The following is a 14,383-nucleotide window of genomic DNA, read 5'->3' as shown; positions in this document are numbered from 1 at the left end:
TAAAACGCTACCCGACCAACGACGGCCCGGAGTTGCGGTGACGAACCCCGCACGGTGGACTGCCGCCATGACCACCAACCGCGTGCTGTACCTGCTCGGCAGCGCCGCCCCGCCCGTGCTCAACGTCGCAGCCGTCCTCGAGCGAGCGCAGGCGGACGGGTGGGATGTGTGCCTGGGGCTGACGCCGACCGCCGCCCGATGGCTTGAGGCCGAGCTACCCGCGCTGGAACAGCTCACGGGGCACCCCGTGCGCAGTCAGTACAAGCTCCCGCCACAGCCGGACGTGTGGCCGCCCGCCGACGTGGCCGTGCTCGCGCCCGCCACCTTCAACACGATCAATCAGTGGGCGTTGGGGATCACGGACAAGTTCCTAGTGGGGTTCGTCGCCGAGGGCATCGGCAAGGGGATCCCGATCGTGACGATGCCGTGCGTCAACGCCGCCTACGTGCGACACGTCCAATTCGAACGCAGCATCGAGACACTACGCGCCATGGGGGTACGCGTCCTGTACGGCGAAGGCGGGTTCGTCCCCAACGAACCCGGCAAGGGTCGACCGGACGCGTACCCCTGGCATCTCGCGCTCGAAGCCGCAGCCCAGATTGCACGACGGTAGCGTCGATCCTCCCAGCCTGCCCGGAGTTGCTGTCCCTCCCGGCCAGAAGTGTGAGCAAGTCATCAAAGATCATTGGCACGATGAGTTCCGCGCGTGGGCAGTATCAGGATGGCTGATGCGCGCAGCGGCGTGCATGACACCTACCTTGGGGGTTCTCACACGTGCTCGATGAAGCCGTTTTAGCAATCGTCACCGGAGCCGTCGCCAACGCCATCAGCCATCTGAGTGGCGGGCGGCTAGACGCCTTGCGCACCCGGTTTGTCCGAATCTTTCGGCACGGTACTGAACAGCAACAGTCGACAGCGATCCGCGCCCTTGAAGAGGGTGCGGCCGCCCTGGGCCAACAGACCGCTTCGGAAGCTGACATCTCCGCGCGCTTGACAGCCCTCCTCGTCTCCTATCTTGCTGCTCATCCCGAGGCTCGCGAAGACATCGAAGCCCTGGCTTCTGCCCCGATTGCCTCCAAGACAACGAATATCGGATCGCAGCACAACTACAGCTCCGGAACCTTCATTGGTGGCGACAACTACGGTGGTATCAATTCACCGAAGAGCCAAGAGTCCTGATGACGGCGACTGACCCCGACAAGGAAGATCGTCGCGAACAGCATAACTACGGGCCAGGGACCTTCATCGGGGGCGACAACTATGGGTCCGTAGAGATGTTGGATGCGAGTACCAAGGCTCTGTTGGCGAAAATGACCAAACAGGCTCCCGCCTTGGCAAAGCTACTCGGGAAAGCTCTCCGTGATGGGGTAATATCGCCCGATGCTGCAAGAGCGCTTCTGATTGCAACCCGCAACATCAACGAAGATGTGGCCCACTCACTCACTCTCGCGGCCCGCAACATCAATGAAGATGTGGCGCATTCGCTCGCCATCACAAGCCAGAGTATCAACACAAACGTCGCGGAAACTCTCCGGGCCGCAAGCGACGATATTAATCCGGCCGTCGCCGATAGCATTTCCGAGGCAGCGCGAGAGCTTACGGCCGCCATGAGAGGGTTTCATCTTGATGACGTTCAGAATGTCGTCACCAGATATGAGAGCGCATCTGGTGTAGCTAGTGGCGCGTTCAAGAAGTTGGACCGCCTGCACAATCTGAGCAGCCTAGCCGACCGCTTGGAAGGGCTCGTAGGTAGCTTAGCCAGCGCGGCGAAGCGCATCGAGAAAACCATTACGCCACCTCCGCCAGAGATCATCATCGATTGGAAGAAAACCTGGTACGCCTTCCTTCTGGGCGTCGTAGTCGGACTGGTAGCTTTTTCCTATCTGGCGGGTCGCTAAGAGGTCAACGTGCGCAGCGCGACCCAGCGTCTTCAATTTCCGCCGTGTGACATGGCAAGGGCTTGAATGGTCGGGGGCAGCGTGGGCCCCTGCGCTGGGCGTTTACAGCGCTACCGCCGCATCCCACGATGTCGCCGAGCTAGCCGACACTCCCCCTTGGCCCCGGTCTGTCGCGGTGCGACGACCGGGGCCAAGGGGGAAGAGGCGGAGGGTCAGTCCGCGACCGGCAGGTAGATCCGGTTGCCGCGCTCCGCGAACTCCTTCGACTTCTGGGCCATGCCAGCAGCCGCATCGGCCGCGTCGTCGCTGGTCGGGGCCAGCTCGTCGCCGTACTCGTTCATGATGCTTCTACTAATCTTCATCGAGCAGAAGCGGGGGCCGCACATCGAGCAGAAGTGGGCCGTCTTGGCGGGCTCGGCCGGCAGGGTCTCGTCGTGGAAGGCCCGGGCCGTGTCCGGGTCGAGGGAGAGGTTGAACTGGTCCTCCCACCGGAACTCGAAGCGCGCGTCGGACAGCGCGTCGTCCCACGCCTGGGCGCCCGGGTGGCCCTTGGCCACGTCCGCCGCGTGGGCGGCGATCTTGTACGTGATCACGCCCGTCTTCACGTCGTCCCGGTCCGGCAGGCCCAGGTGCTCCTTGGGCGTGACGTAGCACAGCATCGCCGTGCCCCACCAGGCGATCATGGCCGCGCCGATGCCGGAGGTGATGTGGTCGTACGCCGGGGCGACATCCGTCGTCAGCGGGCCGAGGGTGTAGAAGGGGGCGTCGTCGCACAGCTCGCGCTGGAGGTCGACGTTCTCCTTGATCTTGTGCATCGGGACGTGGCCCGGGCCCTCGATCATCGTCTGGACGTGGTGCTCGCGGGCGATGCGGGTGAGCTCGCCCAGGGTGCGCAGCTCCGCGAACTGGGCCTCGTCGTTGGCGTCGGCGATCGAGCCCGGCCGCAGGCCGTCGCCGAGGGAGAAGGTGATGTCGTAGGCGGCGAAGATCTCGCACAGCTCGGCGAAGTGGGTGTAGAGGAAGCTCTCCTGGTGGTGCGCCAGGCACCAGGCCGCCATGATCGAGCCGCCGCGCGAGACGATGCCGGTCTTGCGGCGTACGGTCAGCGGGATATACCGCAGCAGCACGCCGGCATGGACCGTCATGTAGTCAACGCCCTGCTCGGCCTGCTCGATGACGGTGTCCCGGTAGACCTCCCAGCTCAGCTCCTCCGCCTTGCCGCCGACCTTCTCCAGGGCCTGGTAGAGGGGGACGGTCCCGATCGGCACGGGGGAGTTGCGCAGCACCCACTCGCGCGTGGTGTGGATATCCCGGCCGGTGGACAGGTCCATGACGGTGTCGGCGCCCCAGCGGGTGGCCCACACCATCTTCTCCACCTCCTCCTCGATCGAGGAGGTGACTGCCGAGTTGCCGATGTTGGCGTTGACCTTCACCAGGAAGTTCCGGCCGATGATCATCGGCTCGGCCTCCGGGTGGTTGAGGTTGAGCGGCAGCACCGCGCGCCCGGCGGCCAGCTCGTCGCGCACGAACTCCGGCGTGACGTTCTCGCGGATCGCCACGAACTCCATCTCGGGGGTGATCTCGCCGCGGCGGGCGTACGCCATCTGCGTGCCCCCCTGCGGCCCACGCTCCGCGATCCACGGCGCGCGCAGCGGCGGCAGGCCGCGGTGGACGTCGGTGGTGACGGCGGGGTCGGTGTACGGGCCGGAGGTGTCGTACAGCGTCACGTCCCGGCCGTTCGTCAGTTGCACGCGCCGCACCGGGACTCGGATGTCCGGGCGGGAACCGGTGATATATCCCTTGTGCGCGCCGATGGCCTCAGTGTTCCGTGTGGTCATGCTTTGACCTTCGCTTCCTACGCCGGCATTACCCGGTCAGGTTCGGCGGTCGGCGCGGCGGCAGCGCCCTCTCAGCCCCGTGCCCGGAGCTCCCGCGATTGGCAGATTGGCACATGTCGCGGCTCGTCCCGATATCGGGCCGATGCCGCGCCCTCACGCTAACGGCACACCGGCCCGGCTGAACAGAGCGCCCGGGTGGATTGAGCGATGATCGGTGCGTGCTGCCCCCTGACGACGCATCGCCGAGCCCGCCCGCGCCGCACGACGCGCACGCCGCCCACGCGCACGCCCCCGGACCGCCCACCCCCGTGTCGGCGCACCTGCGGCGCCTGATCGCGGCGGTGTTGATCCCGTTCACCGCCGTCGTGGCCGCCGGCCTGGTGCTGCTGTGGCCCGGCGGCACCCCGGAGCGCGAGGGAGAGCGCACGGGCGTCGGCTTCGACCAGCAGACCGAGAACGCCGAGGTCACCGCGGTGAAGGAGGTGGACTGCGAGCAGGTCGGGGTGGCGGTGCCGCGCGGCGTGACCGGCGGCTGCCAGGAGGCCACGGTCGAGGTCACCAGCGGGCCGCACGCCGGGCGCACCTTCACCGAGGTGGTGCCGCCGGACGCGCCGCAGCAGTACGACGTCGGGCAGGGCCTGATCGTGGCCTACGCCCCCGACGCTCCCCGGGAGTTGCAGTACAGCATCCGGGACGTGGACCGGCAGGCGCCGATGCTGCTGCTGGCGGCGATCTTCGCGCTGGCGGTGGTGGCGGTCGGGCGGCTGCGCGGGCTGCTGGCGCTGGTGGGGCTCGTGGTGAGCTTCGGGGTGCTGACGGTCTTCATCCTGCCCGCGATCCTTCAGGGCTCCAACCCGCTGGCGGTGGCGGTGGTCGGCGGCAGCGTCATCATGCTCGCGACGCTCTACCTCACCCACGGCGTCAACGCCCGCACCTCGGTCGCGGTGCTGGGCACGCTCGTCTCGCTGCTGCTGATCGGCGTGCTGGGCTCGGCGTTCATCGACTGGGGGCGGCTGACCGGCATCACCGACGACCAGTCATCGCTGATCCAGAGCCTCTATCCGGGGATCGAGATCCGCGGCCTGCTGCTGGCGGGCATCCTCATCGGCTCACTCGGCGTGCTGGACGACGTGACGGTGACGCAGACCTCGGCGGTGTGGGAGCTGAAGCGGGCCGAGCCGGGCGCGAGTTGGCTGAAGCTGTACCGCTCGGCGATGCGGATCGGGCGGGACCACATCGCCTCGGTGGTCAACACCCTGGTGCTGGCGTACGCCGGCGCCGCGCTGCCGCTGCTCTTGCTGTTCACGATCGCACAGAGCGGCGTGGGCACCGTGGCGTTCAGCGAGGTCGTGGCCGAGGAGATCGTGCGGACGCTGGTGGGGTCGATCGGGCTGGTCGCCTCGGTGCCGGTGACGACACTGCTCGCGGCCCTGGTGGTGAGCGCCGACCGGCACGACGGCGGCGCGAGCGAGACCGGAAGCGGGGGCTGGCGCGGAGGCGGGGGCGTGGGCGGGAAGCGGCCGGGCGCCGCTACCAGCCGCCACCGGAGGACGAGGAGGAGGTGAACTTCCGCACCAGGAAGATCAGGATGGCCACCAGCGCGACGAAGAGCAGCACCTTGAACAGGAAGCCCACCAGCATGGTGATGAAGCTGACCAGCATGGTGCCGAAGACGACCAGCGCGATGGCGGGGATGGCGATCCAGCGCACCCACCACGGCAGCGCCATGAATACGTCCTTCACAGCTCGGCGCCTCCTCTGCTCACACGAACGGGACCCATACCTCGATGCTAAGCGCGGCACGCGGCGCGCGGGAGTCCCACCGTCCCCGGTCCTCCCCTGACCTGCCCCTGATACGGACCCTGAGGCGGCCGGAGCCCGCTCAGCCCTCGGGAGGGGAGAAGACCACCATCACCCGCAGATCCTCGCTGATGTGGTGGAAGCGGCGCGGCGCCCCGGCCGGGACGAACACCACGCTGCCGCGCGCGACCGTCGTCGTCTCCTGCCCGATGGTGAGCAGGGCCCGGCCGCTGACGACGAAGAAGATCACGTCCTGGGGCTGGGGCCGCTGCGGGTCCTGCTGCCCGGCGTCGAGCGCGTAGAGACCCACCGACATGTTGCGTTCGCGAATGAACCGGAGGTAGGCGCCGTCGTTCGCGGCCCGTTCCGCCTCCAGCTGTTCCAGCCGGAACGCCCTCATGGCCTCACACCCCTTGCCCCGCCACGGGTCATGTCTGGAACGATCTGGTGCATGAGCATCCTTATCAAGTTCATCGCCAACGCGGTGGCCCTCGCGGTCGCCGTCTGGCTGCCGGCGGTGGATATCACGCTCGGTAAAGACGACGCCAGCGACAGCAGCAAGGTGGTCACGCTGCTGGTCGTCGCGCTGATCTTCGGCCTGGTGAACCTCATCGTCAAGCCGGTCGTGAAATTCTTCGCGCTGCCCCTGCTCATCCTCACCCTGGGCCTGTTCACGCTGGTGATCAACGCCCTGATGCTGTTGCTGACGGACGCCATCGCCGGGGACTCCTTCGAGGTCCACGGCTTCGGCTCGGCGCTGCTCGGCGGCCTGGTCATCTCGATCGTGTCCTGGGCGGTGAACATGGTGCTCGACCGCGACTGACCGCGACCGGCCGCGACCGGCCGGCGGCGGCCGCCGCCGGCCGCGGTGAAATCGTCCGGTGCCCCTCGGGCACGATGCCGCATCATGGCGTGCATGTATCGCATCTGCTTCGTCTGCACCGGCAACATCTGCCGCTCGCCCATGGCCGAGGCCGTCTGCCGCCAGCACCTCGCGCGGCGCGGCCTGGCCGAACGCGTGGTCGTGGACAGCGCGGGCACCGGAAGCTGGCACGCGGGCGAGGGCGCCGACCCGCGCGCCGAGGCCGCACTCGTGGCCGCCGGGTACGAGTTGCAGCACATCGCCCGGCAGTTCCGGCGCGGCTGGTTCGACCGATACGACCTCGTCATCGCCCTGGACCGGGGCCACGAGCGGAGCCTGCGGCGCCTGGCCACGAGCCCCGGCCAGGCCGCCCGGGTGCGGCTGCTGCGGGCGTACGACCTGGACGCCGCCGCCGACGGCGACCTCGACGTGCCCGACCCGTACTACGGCGGCGACACGGGCTTCGCCGCCTGTCTGAAGCTGATCGAGGACGCCATGCCGGGACTGCTCGACGAGGTCCAGGGCGACATCGAGGGAAGCGCGGGAAACGCCGAGAGCATGAGGGAGACGCGATGAACCGGAAAGAACTGGGGCGGCGGGTCGCCGCCCTCCTCGACGGCCGCGCCGGCGGCTCCCCGGCCGCGCCCACCGGCGTCCACGCCGTGACGGGCGGCGAGATCTGCGACTCCTACCGGATCACCCTCCCCGGCGGCCACACCGTCTTCGCCAAGACCCGCGCCGACGCCTCCCCCGACTTCTTCGCCGCCGAGGCCGCGGGCCTGGAGCGGCTGCGCGCCACCGGCACCGTCGCCATACCGCGCGTGCTGGCGGCCGACGCCGACCTCCTGGCCCTGGAGTGGGTCGCCTCCACCGACCCCACCCCCGCCAAGGCCGAGCGGCTGGGCCGCGAGCTCGCCGCCCTCCACGACACCGCCGCGCCCCACTACGGCACCGCCGGCCCGCTCTACCTCGGCCCCGTGCCGCTGACCACCCCCGCCCCGCCGCCCGCGAAGCCCGCCGACTGGCCTGCCTTCCACGCCGCGCACCGGCTGGAGCCGCTGCTGCGCATGGCGGTGGACGCCGGCGGCATCGGGGCGCGCGACACCGCCGACGTCGAGGCGCTGTGCGCGCGCATCGCCGAGGTGGCCGGACCCCCGCAGCCCCCGGCGTACATCCACGGCGACCTGTGGGCGGGCAACATCCTGTGGGCCGAACGCCCCCACCTCATCGACCCGGCCGCCCAGGGCGGGCACCCCGAGGCCGACCTGGCGTTCCTGGAGCTGTCCGGCTGCCCCCACTGGGACCGGCTGATCGGCGCGTACGAGGAGGTACGCCCGCTGCCGGGCCGCGCCGAGCGGGCGCCGCTGCACCAGCTCCACCACATCCTCATCCACGCCGCCCTCTTCGGCGGCGCGTACGGGCCGCAGAGCGGCGCGGCGGCGCGGGCGGCGCTGCGGGGCGCGCCATGACGGCCGCGGGGCGCGCGGTGCCGGGGGAGGCCCACGGCGAGGGCACGCGGGCGGTGCACGCCGGGCTGCCCGAACCCGAGCGCGGGCGGCCCGCCCTGCCGGGCCCGGTCCTCGCCTCCCACTACCACCTCCCCGGCGAGGTCGCCGACTCCCCCCACGCCTACGGCCGCGCCTCCAACCCCACCTGGACCGCGCTGGAGCGGGCCATCGCCGAGCTCGAATCGCCCGACGCCCCGGCCGAGGCGGTCGTCTTCTCCTCCGGCATGGCCGCCATCCAGGCCGTGCTGCTCGGCCTGCTGCGCGGCGGCGACACGGCGGTGCTGCCGTCGGACGGCTACCAGCTCCTGCCGAAGGTCGCCGCCCGCCTGGCGGCGTTCGGCATCGAGACCCGCACCGCGCCCACCGCCGGGGACGCGCAACTCGGCGTGCTGGACGGGGAGACGGGCGCGGCGCGGCTGCTGTGGCTGGAAACGCCGTCCAACCCGGGCCTGGACGTGTGCGACATCCGCCGCCTGGCGACGGCGGCGCGGGCGGGCGGCACGCTGGTGGCGGTGGACAACACCCTCGCCACGCCGCTGGGCCAGCGACCGCTCCAGCTCGGCGCGGACATCGCCGTCGCCGCCGGCACCAAGGCCCTGGCCGGCCACGGCGACGTGCTGCTCGGATACGCCGTCACCCGCGACCCCGGGCTGGCCGCCGCGCTGCGCGCGTGGCGGACGGAGTCCGGCGCCATCCTCGGCCCGATGGAGGCGTGGCTGGCCCACCGCAGCCTGGCCACCCTGCACCTGCGCGTGGACCGGCAGGCGGCCAACGCCCTCGCGCTCGCGCGGGCGTTGCTCGGGCGCCCGGAGGTCACCGGCGTACGCCACCCCGGGCTGCCGGCCGACGCCGCGCACGCCGTGGCCGCCGGGCAGATGCGGCGTTTCGGCTGCGTGGTGTCCTTCACGCTGCCCGACCGGGCGTTCGCCGAGCGGTTCCTCGCCGCGCTGACGCTGGTGGACGACGCGACCAGCTTCGGCGGGGTGCGCTCCACGGCCGAGCGGCGCGCGCGGTGGGGCGGGGATCCGGTGCCCGAGGGCTTCATCCGCTTCTCGGCGGGCGTGGAGGACGCCGGGGATCTGGTCGCGGACGTCACGCGGGCGCTCGACGCCGCCGCCGCGGATACGGCCACGTGACAGGCGTCATGGTTTCACCGCTCGGCGCACGGGCCACATGTCTCACATGACCCCAGCTCAACCCGTGGTCAAACGCACCGCCCGCGCCATCCTGCTGGACTTCGTCGACGGCGGCCGGGCCGAGATGATCGTCATCAAGCGCACCAAGCCCGGCCAGCCGCCGTACTGGATCACGCCGGGCGGGGGCGTGGAGCCCTCCGACCCCACCGTCCTCGCCGCCCTCCACCGCGAGGTGCACGAGGAGCTCGGCGCGAAAATCACGGACGTGGTCCCGGCGTTCGTCGACACCGTGCCGCACACGCCCGAGCCGGGCGAGGCGACGCCGCCGGGGCTGAAGGTGCAGCACTTCTTCGCCTGCCGCCTGGCCTCCATGGATCCCGCGCTGCGGCACGGGCCCGAGGTGGATCAGCCGCGCGGCACGTACGAGATCGTGCGGCTGCCGTTCACGCCGGAGGGGCTGGCCTCGGTCGACGTGGTGCCCGCCTCCCTCGGCTCCTACCTGCGGCTCAACGTGCCGGGAATCCGCGCCCTGCTCGCCCCCGACCTGGCCTAGGCCGAGACGGCCTAGGCCCTGTCCGGGCCTAGCGGTAGAACCAGGAGCCGCTGCCCGAGGAGCCGTTGCCGCCGCCCGCGCCCCGGCGTTCGGCCTCCTCCAGCGCCCGTCGCGCCTGCGCCCGCCACGCCGCGACGTCGGCCGGGGGCAGGATGCCGCCGTCCGCCTCCGGGCGCGCCGCGCCGGGCACGGCCCCGGACGCCGTCTCGGCCCTGGCGCGGGCCGCTGCCGCCGCCCCCGCCGCCGCGGTGCCCGCGCCCGGGACCGCCGTCGCCGCCGCCGTCGCCGTCTCCTCCCGCGATGCCTCGCGCTCCAGCTCCGCCTCCCGCTCGCGCGCCTCCCGTTCCTCGCGGCGCTGCGCGGCGTTCAGCGCCGAGCCGAAGAAGTCGCCGCCCTTGCGGCGTACGTCGTCGGTGCCCCAGTCCCCCGCCTCGCGGGCCCCGGCCTTCACCAGGGTCGGGATGTGCTTGGCGCAGTGGATGTACGCCTCCTGCACCTCCACCCGCACCCACACCTCGGCGCGCCGCCCCGGCACCGGGTCGACCGGCAGGTCGGGGTGGAGGGCCCGCATCTCGGTGTCGGGCACGATGCGGGCGCGGCCGTTGATGTGCAGGCCGACGCGGGCCCTGTCGAAGTCCATCAGCAGCAGCGCGGCGTGCGGGTTCTCCGCCATGTTGCCGAGCGAGGCGTGCACGCCGTTGCCCCGGTACTCGGGATAGATCAGGGACTTCTCGTCCAGGACCCGCAGGAAGCCGGGCGGGCCGGCGCGGAAGCTGGTGTCGCACTCGCCGTGCCGGTCGGAGGTGCCCAGGAAGAACCACTCCTGGCGGGCGACGAACTCCTGCATCCGCTCGTTGAGATGGTCCAGCATCTGGTCGTCGTAGAAACGATCCGCCCGGGCCTCGCTGCCGAGCCGCAGCTGCAGCGCGTGCTCGCCGTCGCTGCCCGGCCGGTTGCCGCGCACCGGCAGCGGTCCTCTCGCGCCGGAGCCGCCGTTCCTGCCTGCCGTGTCCACCATGTCGTTCGTTCTCGTTCGTTCCCGTTCGCTGTTCGGTTCGCTGTTCGGTTCGCTGCTAAGCGGTCAGAGTCCCCGTGAAGTCGTGCCGTATGCGCTCGGCCGGAATGCCCGAGGAGATCATCGCGTCGACGCCGCTGCGGACCATCCCCGGCGGGCCCGAGAGGTAGCCCTCCCACCCGGCCCAGGGCCCGAACTTCCGCACCGCGTCCGGCAGCCGGCCCGCGAAGCCGCGCGCGGCGTACTCGGCGGCGTACTCGGCGACCACCGGCCGCACCGACAGCCAGGGGTGCCGCCGCTCCAGGTCGTGGAACTCCTCCAGGGCGTACAGCTCCGCCTCCCGGTTGGCGCCGAAGAACACCTCCACCGGGCGGCGGCGCCCGAACTCCGCCACGTCCTCCACCAGCGCCTTGATCGGCGCTATGCCGGTCGAGCCGCCCACGCACACCAGGCCGCTGCCCGAGGCGTGGTCCACCGTCATCGACCCGGACGGCGGGCCGAGCCGCACCACGTCGCCGCGCCGCGCCCGGTGCACCAGCGAGCGGGAGACCCAGCCGGCCGGAACCGCCTTGACGTGGAAGGTCAGCAGCCCGTCGGAGCGGGGCGCGCCCGCGAAGGAGTAGTAACGCCACACGCGCGGCCACCACGGCGTTTCCACGGCGGCGTACTGCCCGGCGCGGTAGGGATAGGGCTGGTCGGTGCGGAGGGTGAGGACGGCGATCTCGGCGGTGCGGCGTTCGTGGTTGATGATCTCCGCATGCCACCAGGGCGGGGCGCGCAGCTCGTCGTCGGCGGCGGCGTCGATCATGGTCTGCGAGATCACGGTGTACGCCCGCACCCACGCCGCCTCGGCGTCCGGGCCCCAGCTGCGGGGGGCGTACCGCTCCAGCGCCGACATCAGGCACTCGCCGACGGCCGGGTAGTGCTCGGGTCTGGTGCCGTACTTGCGGTGGCCCCGGCCGAGGTCGTTGAGGTACTCGACGAGCCGCACGGTGTCGTCGATGCGCTCGGCGGCGGTCAGCAGCGCCGCGAAGAGGCGGTCGCGCTGGGCGTCCATGGCCGCCGGGAACATCTCGCGCAGGCCGGGGTTGTTGAGGAAGAGGAGTGCGTAGAAGTACGAGGTGGCGTGGTCGGCGACCGGCTCGATCTCGGCGAGGGTGCGGCGGATGATGACCGCGTCGCGCGAGGGCTGCCGGGAGGCGGCGGAACCTCCGCGGCCCGTCGCCGCCGAGCCCGCCAGGCCGGTGGGCGGCACCGGGGCCTGGGCCGGGTGCGGGTGCGGCGCCGGGGCGGCGGCAGCGGCGGCCTCGCCCGCCATGCCCGCGCCCGACCCCCTGCCCGTGCCCATGCCCCGTCCCCTGCCTGCGCCGGTGCCCAGGCCGTCGCCCGCACCCATCGCCTTACCGCGCCGGGCGCCGCCTGCCTGGCCCTCGCCGGTGGTGGCGGCGCCGTCGTCGGCCGATATCGCGGTCATGACCCTGCCTCGCCTCGATCAACTCCGGTCGCTCACCGCCGGAAACGCTCCGGCCGTCGAGCCCTCCGACCACAACCCCCGATCCCCTGAAGCTCACTCCTCCACTGAAGGACTTCACGACGACATCACGCCACCGGGATGCGGAACTGACCCTACCGTTATGAGCCCGAGACACAAGCCCCTCAAGGAAACGCGGTGTTTGAGGCGTTATCACCCCTCTTGGGGGGCTCCTTAGACTGCAGCCTGTGGACATCACCATGCGTCGCGCGAGGTCCGGGGACGTCCCCGCGATCGTCGCCATGCTCGCCGACGACCCCCTCGGCGCCTCCCGCGAGAGCCCCGGCGACCTCGCCCCCTACCGGGCTGCGTTCGAGCGGATCGACACCACGCCAGGACAGCTCCTCGTCGTCGCCGAGGACACCGGCGGCCGTGTGGTCGGCACCCTGCAACTCTCCTTCCTCCCCGGCCTGTCGCGCCGCGGCGCCTCCCGCGCGCTGATCGAGGCGGTGCGCGTGCACGCCGACGAGCGCGGCGCGGGGCTCGGCACGCGGCTGGTGCGGTGGGCGGTCGAGGAGGCCCGCCGCCGGGGCTGCGCCGTGGTGCAGCTCACCTCCGACGCCAGCCGCGCCGAAGCCCACCGTTTCTACGAACGCATCGGCTTCCGGCCGACGCACGTCGGCTTCAAGCTCATGCTGTGACCGCCCGCGACCGCCGCGGTCCCCGCAACCGTTGTGGGGAGCCTCACGGCGTCACGCCGCCGCCCCAGCCCGCCGGGGCGGCCCCGCCGGGCACGTCGGCGTCCGGGTCGTAGGGCGTGCGCGTGAAGACGAAGGTGCCCAGGTCCAGGTGGCTGACCGAGCCGTCCGCGCGCCGCACCACCCGCAGCACCTCCCCGGCGTAGTAGCCCTCCTGCCCCAGCCAGCCGCCGCCGTCCGCCGCCGCCCGTGGCGTGAAGCGCGAGCCGCGCACCGCCCCCGCACCGCCCGCCGGGCCCAGCGACAGCTCCCGCCCCGCGTACAGCCGCAGCACGTAGGCGTAGGTGCCCCAGTACCAGGAGCCGGTCAACGCCACCAGCTCCGGGTCGGCGTCCCCGCCCGGCATCGGCCGCCACGGCTCGGGCAGCGCGGGCTCGCGCGCCGCGACCTCCGCCAGCAGGTCCGTGGCGAGGGTGCCCATCAGCGGCCCGGAGGTGGCGTTGGCCAGCGCCACGGCGGCCAGCCGCTCGGCCGGGCTGGTGTAGACGGCGGCCACGAAGCCCGGCATGGAGCCCGAGTGGCCCGACAGCACCTTGCCGCCGCGCCGCCACAGCTGCATCCCGAGGCCGTACGCCGTGTCCCAGTCGCGCGCCTCCGGCGCCACGGCCGGCGCGCGCATCTCGGCCAGGCTCGCCGCGCCCAGCACCCGCTCGTCCCCGGCGAGGAGGAAGGCGGCGAACGCCGACAGGTCGGCGGCCGTGGACCACAGCTGCCCGGCGGGCGCCATCCGGCCGGTGTCGACGGCGGGTTCGGGCTGGCGTACGTCGGCGTGGGGGTGGACCGCCCAGCCGGTGGCGTGGGGGTCGAGGGGCGCGAGGGTGGTGCGGCGCATGCCGAGCGGCTCCAGCACCTCCCGGCGTAGTACGTCGAACCACGGGGCGCCGCGCAGGCGTTCCACCAGGGCGCCCAGCAGGGCGTAGCCGGGGTTGGAGTAGTGGTGACGCCGCCCGGCCGGGTGCTTCTGCGGGGTCTCGTGGGGCGGCTCGCCGAAGATGTCGGCCAGTTCGGGCCGCAGCTCGCCGGGGGTGCGCTCCCACCACGGGCCGCGCGCCTCGGCGGCCAGGCCGCCGGAGTGGGACAGCAGTTGGGCGATCGTGGCGCCGCCGCCGTGCGGGGTGGGCAGGTGAGCGCCGAGGGGGTCGCCGAGGTCGATCAGGCCCTCGTCGCGCAGCCGCATCACGGCGACGGCCGTCAGCGTCTTGGTGATGGAGCCGATGCGGTACTGCACCTGGTCGGCGGGGGAGCCGGGCGGCAGCTCGCCCCGGCCGGCGGACCACACCGCGCGGCCCTCGCGCACCACCGCCGCCACCACGGACGGCGCCCGGCCCTCGGCCTGCGCGAGGGCCAGCCGGTGCGCCAGCGCGCGGCGGGTGGCGGGCTCGACGGGGTCGGCCGGCCCGGCGGGCTCGGCGGGCTCGGCGGGCTCGGCGGGCTCCGGATCTTGGAAGGAATCGGTCATGGGCCACCCCTATCCCGCCGACCGGCCGGCCCGCCAGCGAGTAAGCGCGCCATGGCGTTACTACTCACCCGCGAGTAGTCGCGGT

The 14,383-nt window shown here is 72.1% G+C and carries 16 protein-coding genes; 10 read left to right on the top strand and 6 right to left on the bottom strand.

Annotation, left to right across the window (positions count from 1 at the left end):
* Positions 1–67 precede the first annotated feature (67 nt).
* The 3 genes from ACTWQH_RS09460 to ACTWQH_RS09450 all read left to right on the top strand — a co-directional run bounded on the left by ACTWQH_RS09460 (position 68) and on the right by ACTWQH_RS09450 (position 1,898).
* Positions 68–613 carry a flavoprotein gene (locus tag ACTWQH_RS09460; protein WP_443285941.1) on the top strand — a complete coding sequence of 182 codons (546 nt, stop codon included), beginning with the start codon at positions 68–70 and terminating at the stop codon, positions 611–613.
* Positions 614–774: 161 nt separating this feature from the next.
* Positions 775–1,179: a hypothetical protein gene (locus tag ACTWQH_RS09455; RefSeq protein ID WP_443285940.1), complete on the top strand. Its 405-nt coding sequence runs from the start codon at positions 775–777 to the stop codon at positions 1,177–1,179.
* Positions 1,179–1,898 carry a hypothetical protein gene (locus ACTWQH_RS09450; protein ID WP_443285939.1) on the top strand — a complete coding sequence of 240 codons (720 nt, stop codon included), beginning with the start codon at positions 1,179–1,181 and terminating at the stop codon, positions 1,896–1,898. The genes ACTWQH_RS09455 and ACTWQH_RS09450 overlap by 1 nt, the downstream gene beginning before the upstream one ends.
* Before the next feature lie 212 nt (positions 1,899–2,110).
* Here ACTWQH_RS09450 and thiC read toward each other — a convergent pair whose 3' ends face one another.
* Complete coding sequence (gene thiC / locus ACTWQH_RS09445; RefSeq protein WP_443285938.1) at positions 2,111–3,736, bottom strand: phosphomethylpyrimidine synthase ThiC; 1,626 nt, start codon at positions 3,734–3,736, stop codon at positions 2,111–2,113.
* A 221-nt stretch (positions 3,737–3,957) separates the two neighbouring features.
* Here thiC and ACTWQH_RS09440 point away from each other — a divergent pair, with 221 nt between their 5' ends.
* Complete coding sequence (locus tag ACTWQH_RS09440; protein WP_443285971.1) at positions 3,958–5,301, top strand: YibE/F family protein; 1,344 nt, start codon at positions 3,958–3,960, stop codon at positions 5,299–5,301.
* Here ACTWQH_RS09440 and ACTWQH_RS09435 read toward each other — a convergent pair.
* Positions 5,267–5,479, bottom strand: a complete 213-nt coding sequence (locus ACTWQH_RS09435) for a DUF5326 family protein (protein WP_443285937.1) — start codon at positions 5,477–5,479, stop codon at positions 5,267–5,269. The two genes, ACTWQH_RS09440 and ACTWQH_RS09435, sit on opposite strands and share 35 nt — an antisense overlap.
* 139 nt (positions 5,480–5,618) lie before the next feature.
* Positions 5,619–5,936 (bottom strand): cupin domain-containing protein, encoded by a 318-nt coding sequence (locus tag ACTWQH_RS09430; protein ID WP_443285936.1) that lies wholly within the window; start codon positions 5,934–5,936, stop codon positions 5,619–5,621.
* Positions 5,937–5,987: 51 nt separating this feature from the next.
* Here ACTWQH_RS09430 and ACTWQH_RS09425 point away from each other — a divergent pair, with 51 nt between their 5' ends.
* The 5 genes from ACTWQH_RS09425 (at position 5,988) to ACTWQH_RS09405 (ending at position 9,595) form a co-directional block, all read left to right on the top strand.
* A complete protein-coding gene (locus ACTWQH_RS09425) occupies positions 5,988–6,359 on the top strand; it encodes a phage holin family protein (RefSeq protein ID WP_443285935.1) in 372 nt (123 codons plus the stop codon).
* Between the two features lie 93 nt (positions 6,360–6,452).
* Positions 6,453–6,974: a low molecular weight protein-tyrosine-phosphatase gene (locus ACTWQH_RS09420; protein ID WP_443285934.1), complete on the top strand. Its 522-nt coding sequence runs from the start codon at positions 6,453–6,455 to the stop codon at positions 6,972–6,974.
* Positions 6,971–7,867: a fructosamine kinase family protein gene (locus tag ACTWQH_RS09415; protein ID WP_443285933.1), complete on the top strand. Its 897-nt coding sequence runs from the start codon at positions 6,971–6,973 to the stop codon at positions 7,865–7,867. The genes ACTWQH_RS09420 and ACTWQH_RS09415 overlap by 4 nt, the downstream gene beginning before the upstream one ends.
* Complete coding sequence (locus tag ACTWQH_RS09410; protein ID WP_443285932.1) at positions 7,864–9,042, top strand: cystathionine gamma-lyase; 1,179 nt, start codon at positions 7,864–7,866, stop codon at positions 9,040–9,042. The genes ACTWQH_RS09415 and ACTWQH_RS09410 overlap by 4 nt, the downstream gene beginning before the upstream one ends.
* A gap of 46 nt (positions 9,043–9,088) precedes the next feature.
* Positions 9,089–9,595, top strand: a complete 507-nt coding sequence (locus ACTWQH_RS09405; RefSeq protein WP_443285931.1) for an NUDIX domain-containing protein — start codon at positions 9,089–9,091, stop codon at positions 9,593–9,595.
* Positions 9,596–9,623: 28 nt separating this feature from the next.
* On the opposite strand, the gene ACTWQH_RS09400 is transcribed toward ACTWQH_RS09405, so the two are convergent.
* A complete protein-coding gene (locus ACTWQH_RS09400; RefSeq protein ID WP_443285930.1) occupies positions 9,624–10,613 on the bottom strand; it encodes a pyridoxamine 5'-phosphate oxidase family protein in 990 nt (329 codons plus the stop codon).
* Between the two features lie 55 nt (positions 10,614–10,668).
* Positions 10,669–12,084, bottom strand: coding sequence for a globin domain-containing protein (locus tag ACTWQH_RS09395; RefSeq protein ID WP_443285929.1), 1,416 nt, complete (start codon positions 12,082–12,084; stop codon positions 10,669–10,671).
* A 257-nt stretch (positions 12,085–12,341) separates the two neighbouring features.
* Here ACTWQH_RS09395 and ACTWQH_RS09390 point away from each other — a divergent pair, with 257 nt between their 5' ends.
* The gene (locus tag ACTWQH_RS09390; RefSeq protein WP_443285970.1) at positions 12,342–12,782 is read left to right on the top strand and encodes a GNAT family N-acetyltransferase; all 441 of its coding nucleotides are present in this window, start codon (positions 12,342–12,344) and stop codon (positions 12,780–12,782) included.
* A 43-nt stretch (positions 12,783–12,825) separates the two neighbouring features.
* Here the strand turns inward: ACTWQH_RS09390 and ACTWQH_RS09385 are convergent, their stop codons facing one another.
* Positions 12,826–14,298, bottom strand: a complete 1,473-nt coding sequence (locus tag ACTWQH_RS09385) for a serine hydrolase domain-containing protein (RefSeq protein ID WP_443285928.1) — start codon at positions 14,296–14,298, stop codon at positions 12,826–12,828.
* Positions 14,299–14,383 lie beyond the last annotated feature (85 nt).

It is taken from the genome of Streptomyces sp. 6N223, assembly GCF_052246635.1.
Lineage (GTDB): Bacteria > Actinomycetota > Actinomycetes > Streptomycetales > Streptomycetaceae > Streptomyces.
The sequence above is the reverse complement of the archived record's forward strand: the minus strand, read 5'-3'. Positions and strand labels throughout refer to the sequence as shown.

What these genes read in the sequence shown, in the direction of transcription:
- ACTWQH_RS09430 (WP_443285936.1), bottom strand. Translation starts at nt 5,936, where the DNA reads ATGAGGGCGTTCCGGCTGGAACAGCTGGAGGCGGAACGGGCCGCGAAC.
- ACTWQH_RS09415 (WP_443285933.1), top strand. Translation starts at nt 6,971, where the DNA reads ATGAACCGGAAAGAACTGGGGCGGCGGGTCGCCGCCCTCCTCGACGGC.
- ACTWQH_RS09395 (WP_443285929.1), bottom strand. Translation starts at nt 12,084, where the DNA reads ATGACCGCGATATCGGCCGACGACGGCGCCGCCACCACCGGCGAGGGC.
- ACTWQH_RS09390 (WP_443285970.1), top strand. Translation starts at nt 12,342, where the DNA reads ATGCGTCGCGCGAGGTCCGGGGACGTCCCCGCGATCGTCGCCATGCTC.
- ACTWQH_RS09410 (WP_443285932.1), top strand. Translation starts at nt 7,864, where the DNA reads ATGACGGCCGCGGGGCGCGCGGTGCCGGGGGAGGCCCACGGCGAGGGC.
- ACTWQH_RS09450 (WP_443285939.1), top strand. Translation starts at nt 1,179, where the DNA reads ATGACGGCGACTGACCCCGACAAGGAAGATCGTCGCGAACAGCATAAC.
- ACTWQH_RS09385 (WP_443285928.1), bottom strand. Translation starts at nt 14,298, where the DNA reads ATGACCGATTCCTTCCAAGATCCGGAGCCCGCCGAGCCCGCCGAGCCC.
- ACTWQH_RS09425 (WP_443285935.1), top strand. Translation starts at nt 5,988, where the DNA reads ATGAGCATCCTTATCAAGTTCATCGCCAACGCGGTGGCCCTCGCGGTC.
- ACTWQH_RS09400 (WP_443285930.1), bottom strand. Translation starts at nt 10,613, where the DNA reads ATGGTGGACACGGCAGGCAGGAACGGCGGCTCCGGCGCGAGAGGACCG.
- ACTWQH_RS09420 (WP_443285934.1), top strand. Translation starts at nt 6,453, where the DNA reads ATGTATCGCATCTGCTTCGTCTGCACCGGCAACATCTGCCGCTCGCCC.
- ACTWQH_RS09405 (WP_443285931.1), top strand. Translation starts at nt 9,089, where the DNA reads ATGACCCCAGCTCAACCCGTGGTCAAACGCACCGCCCGCGCCATCCTG.
- ACTWQH_RS09460 (WP_443285941.1), top strand. Translation starts at nt 68, where the DNA reads ATGACCACCAACCGCGTGCTGTACCTGCTCGGCAGCGCCGCCCCGCCC.
- thiC (WP_443285938.1), bottom strand. Translation starts at nt 3,736, where the DNA reads ATGACCACACGGAACACTGAGGCCATCGGCGCGCACAAGGGATATATC.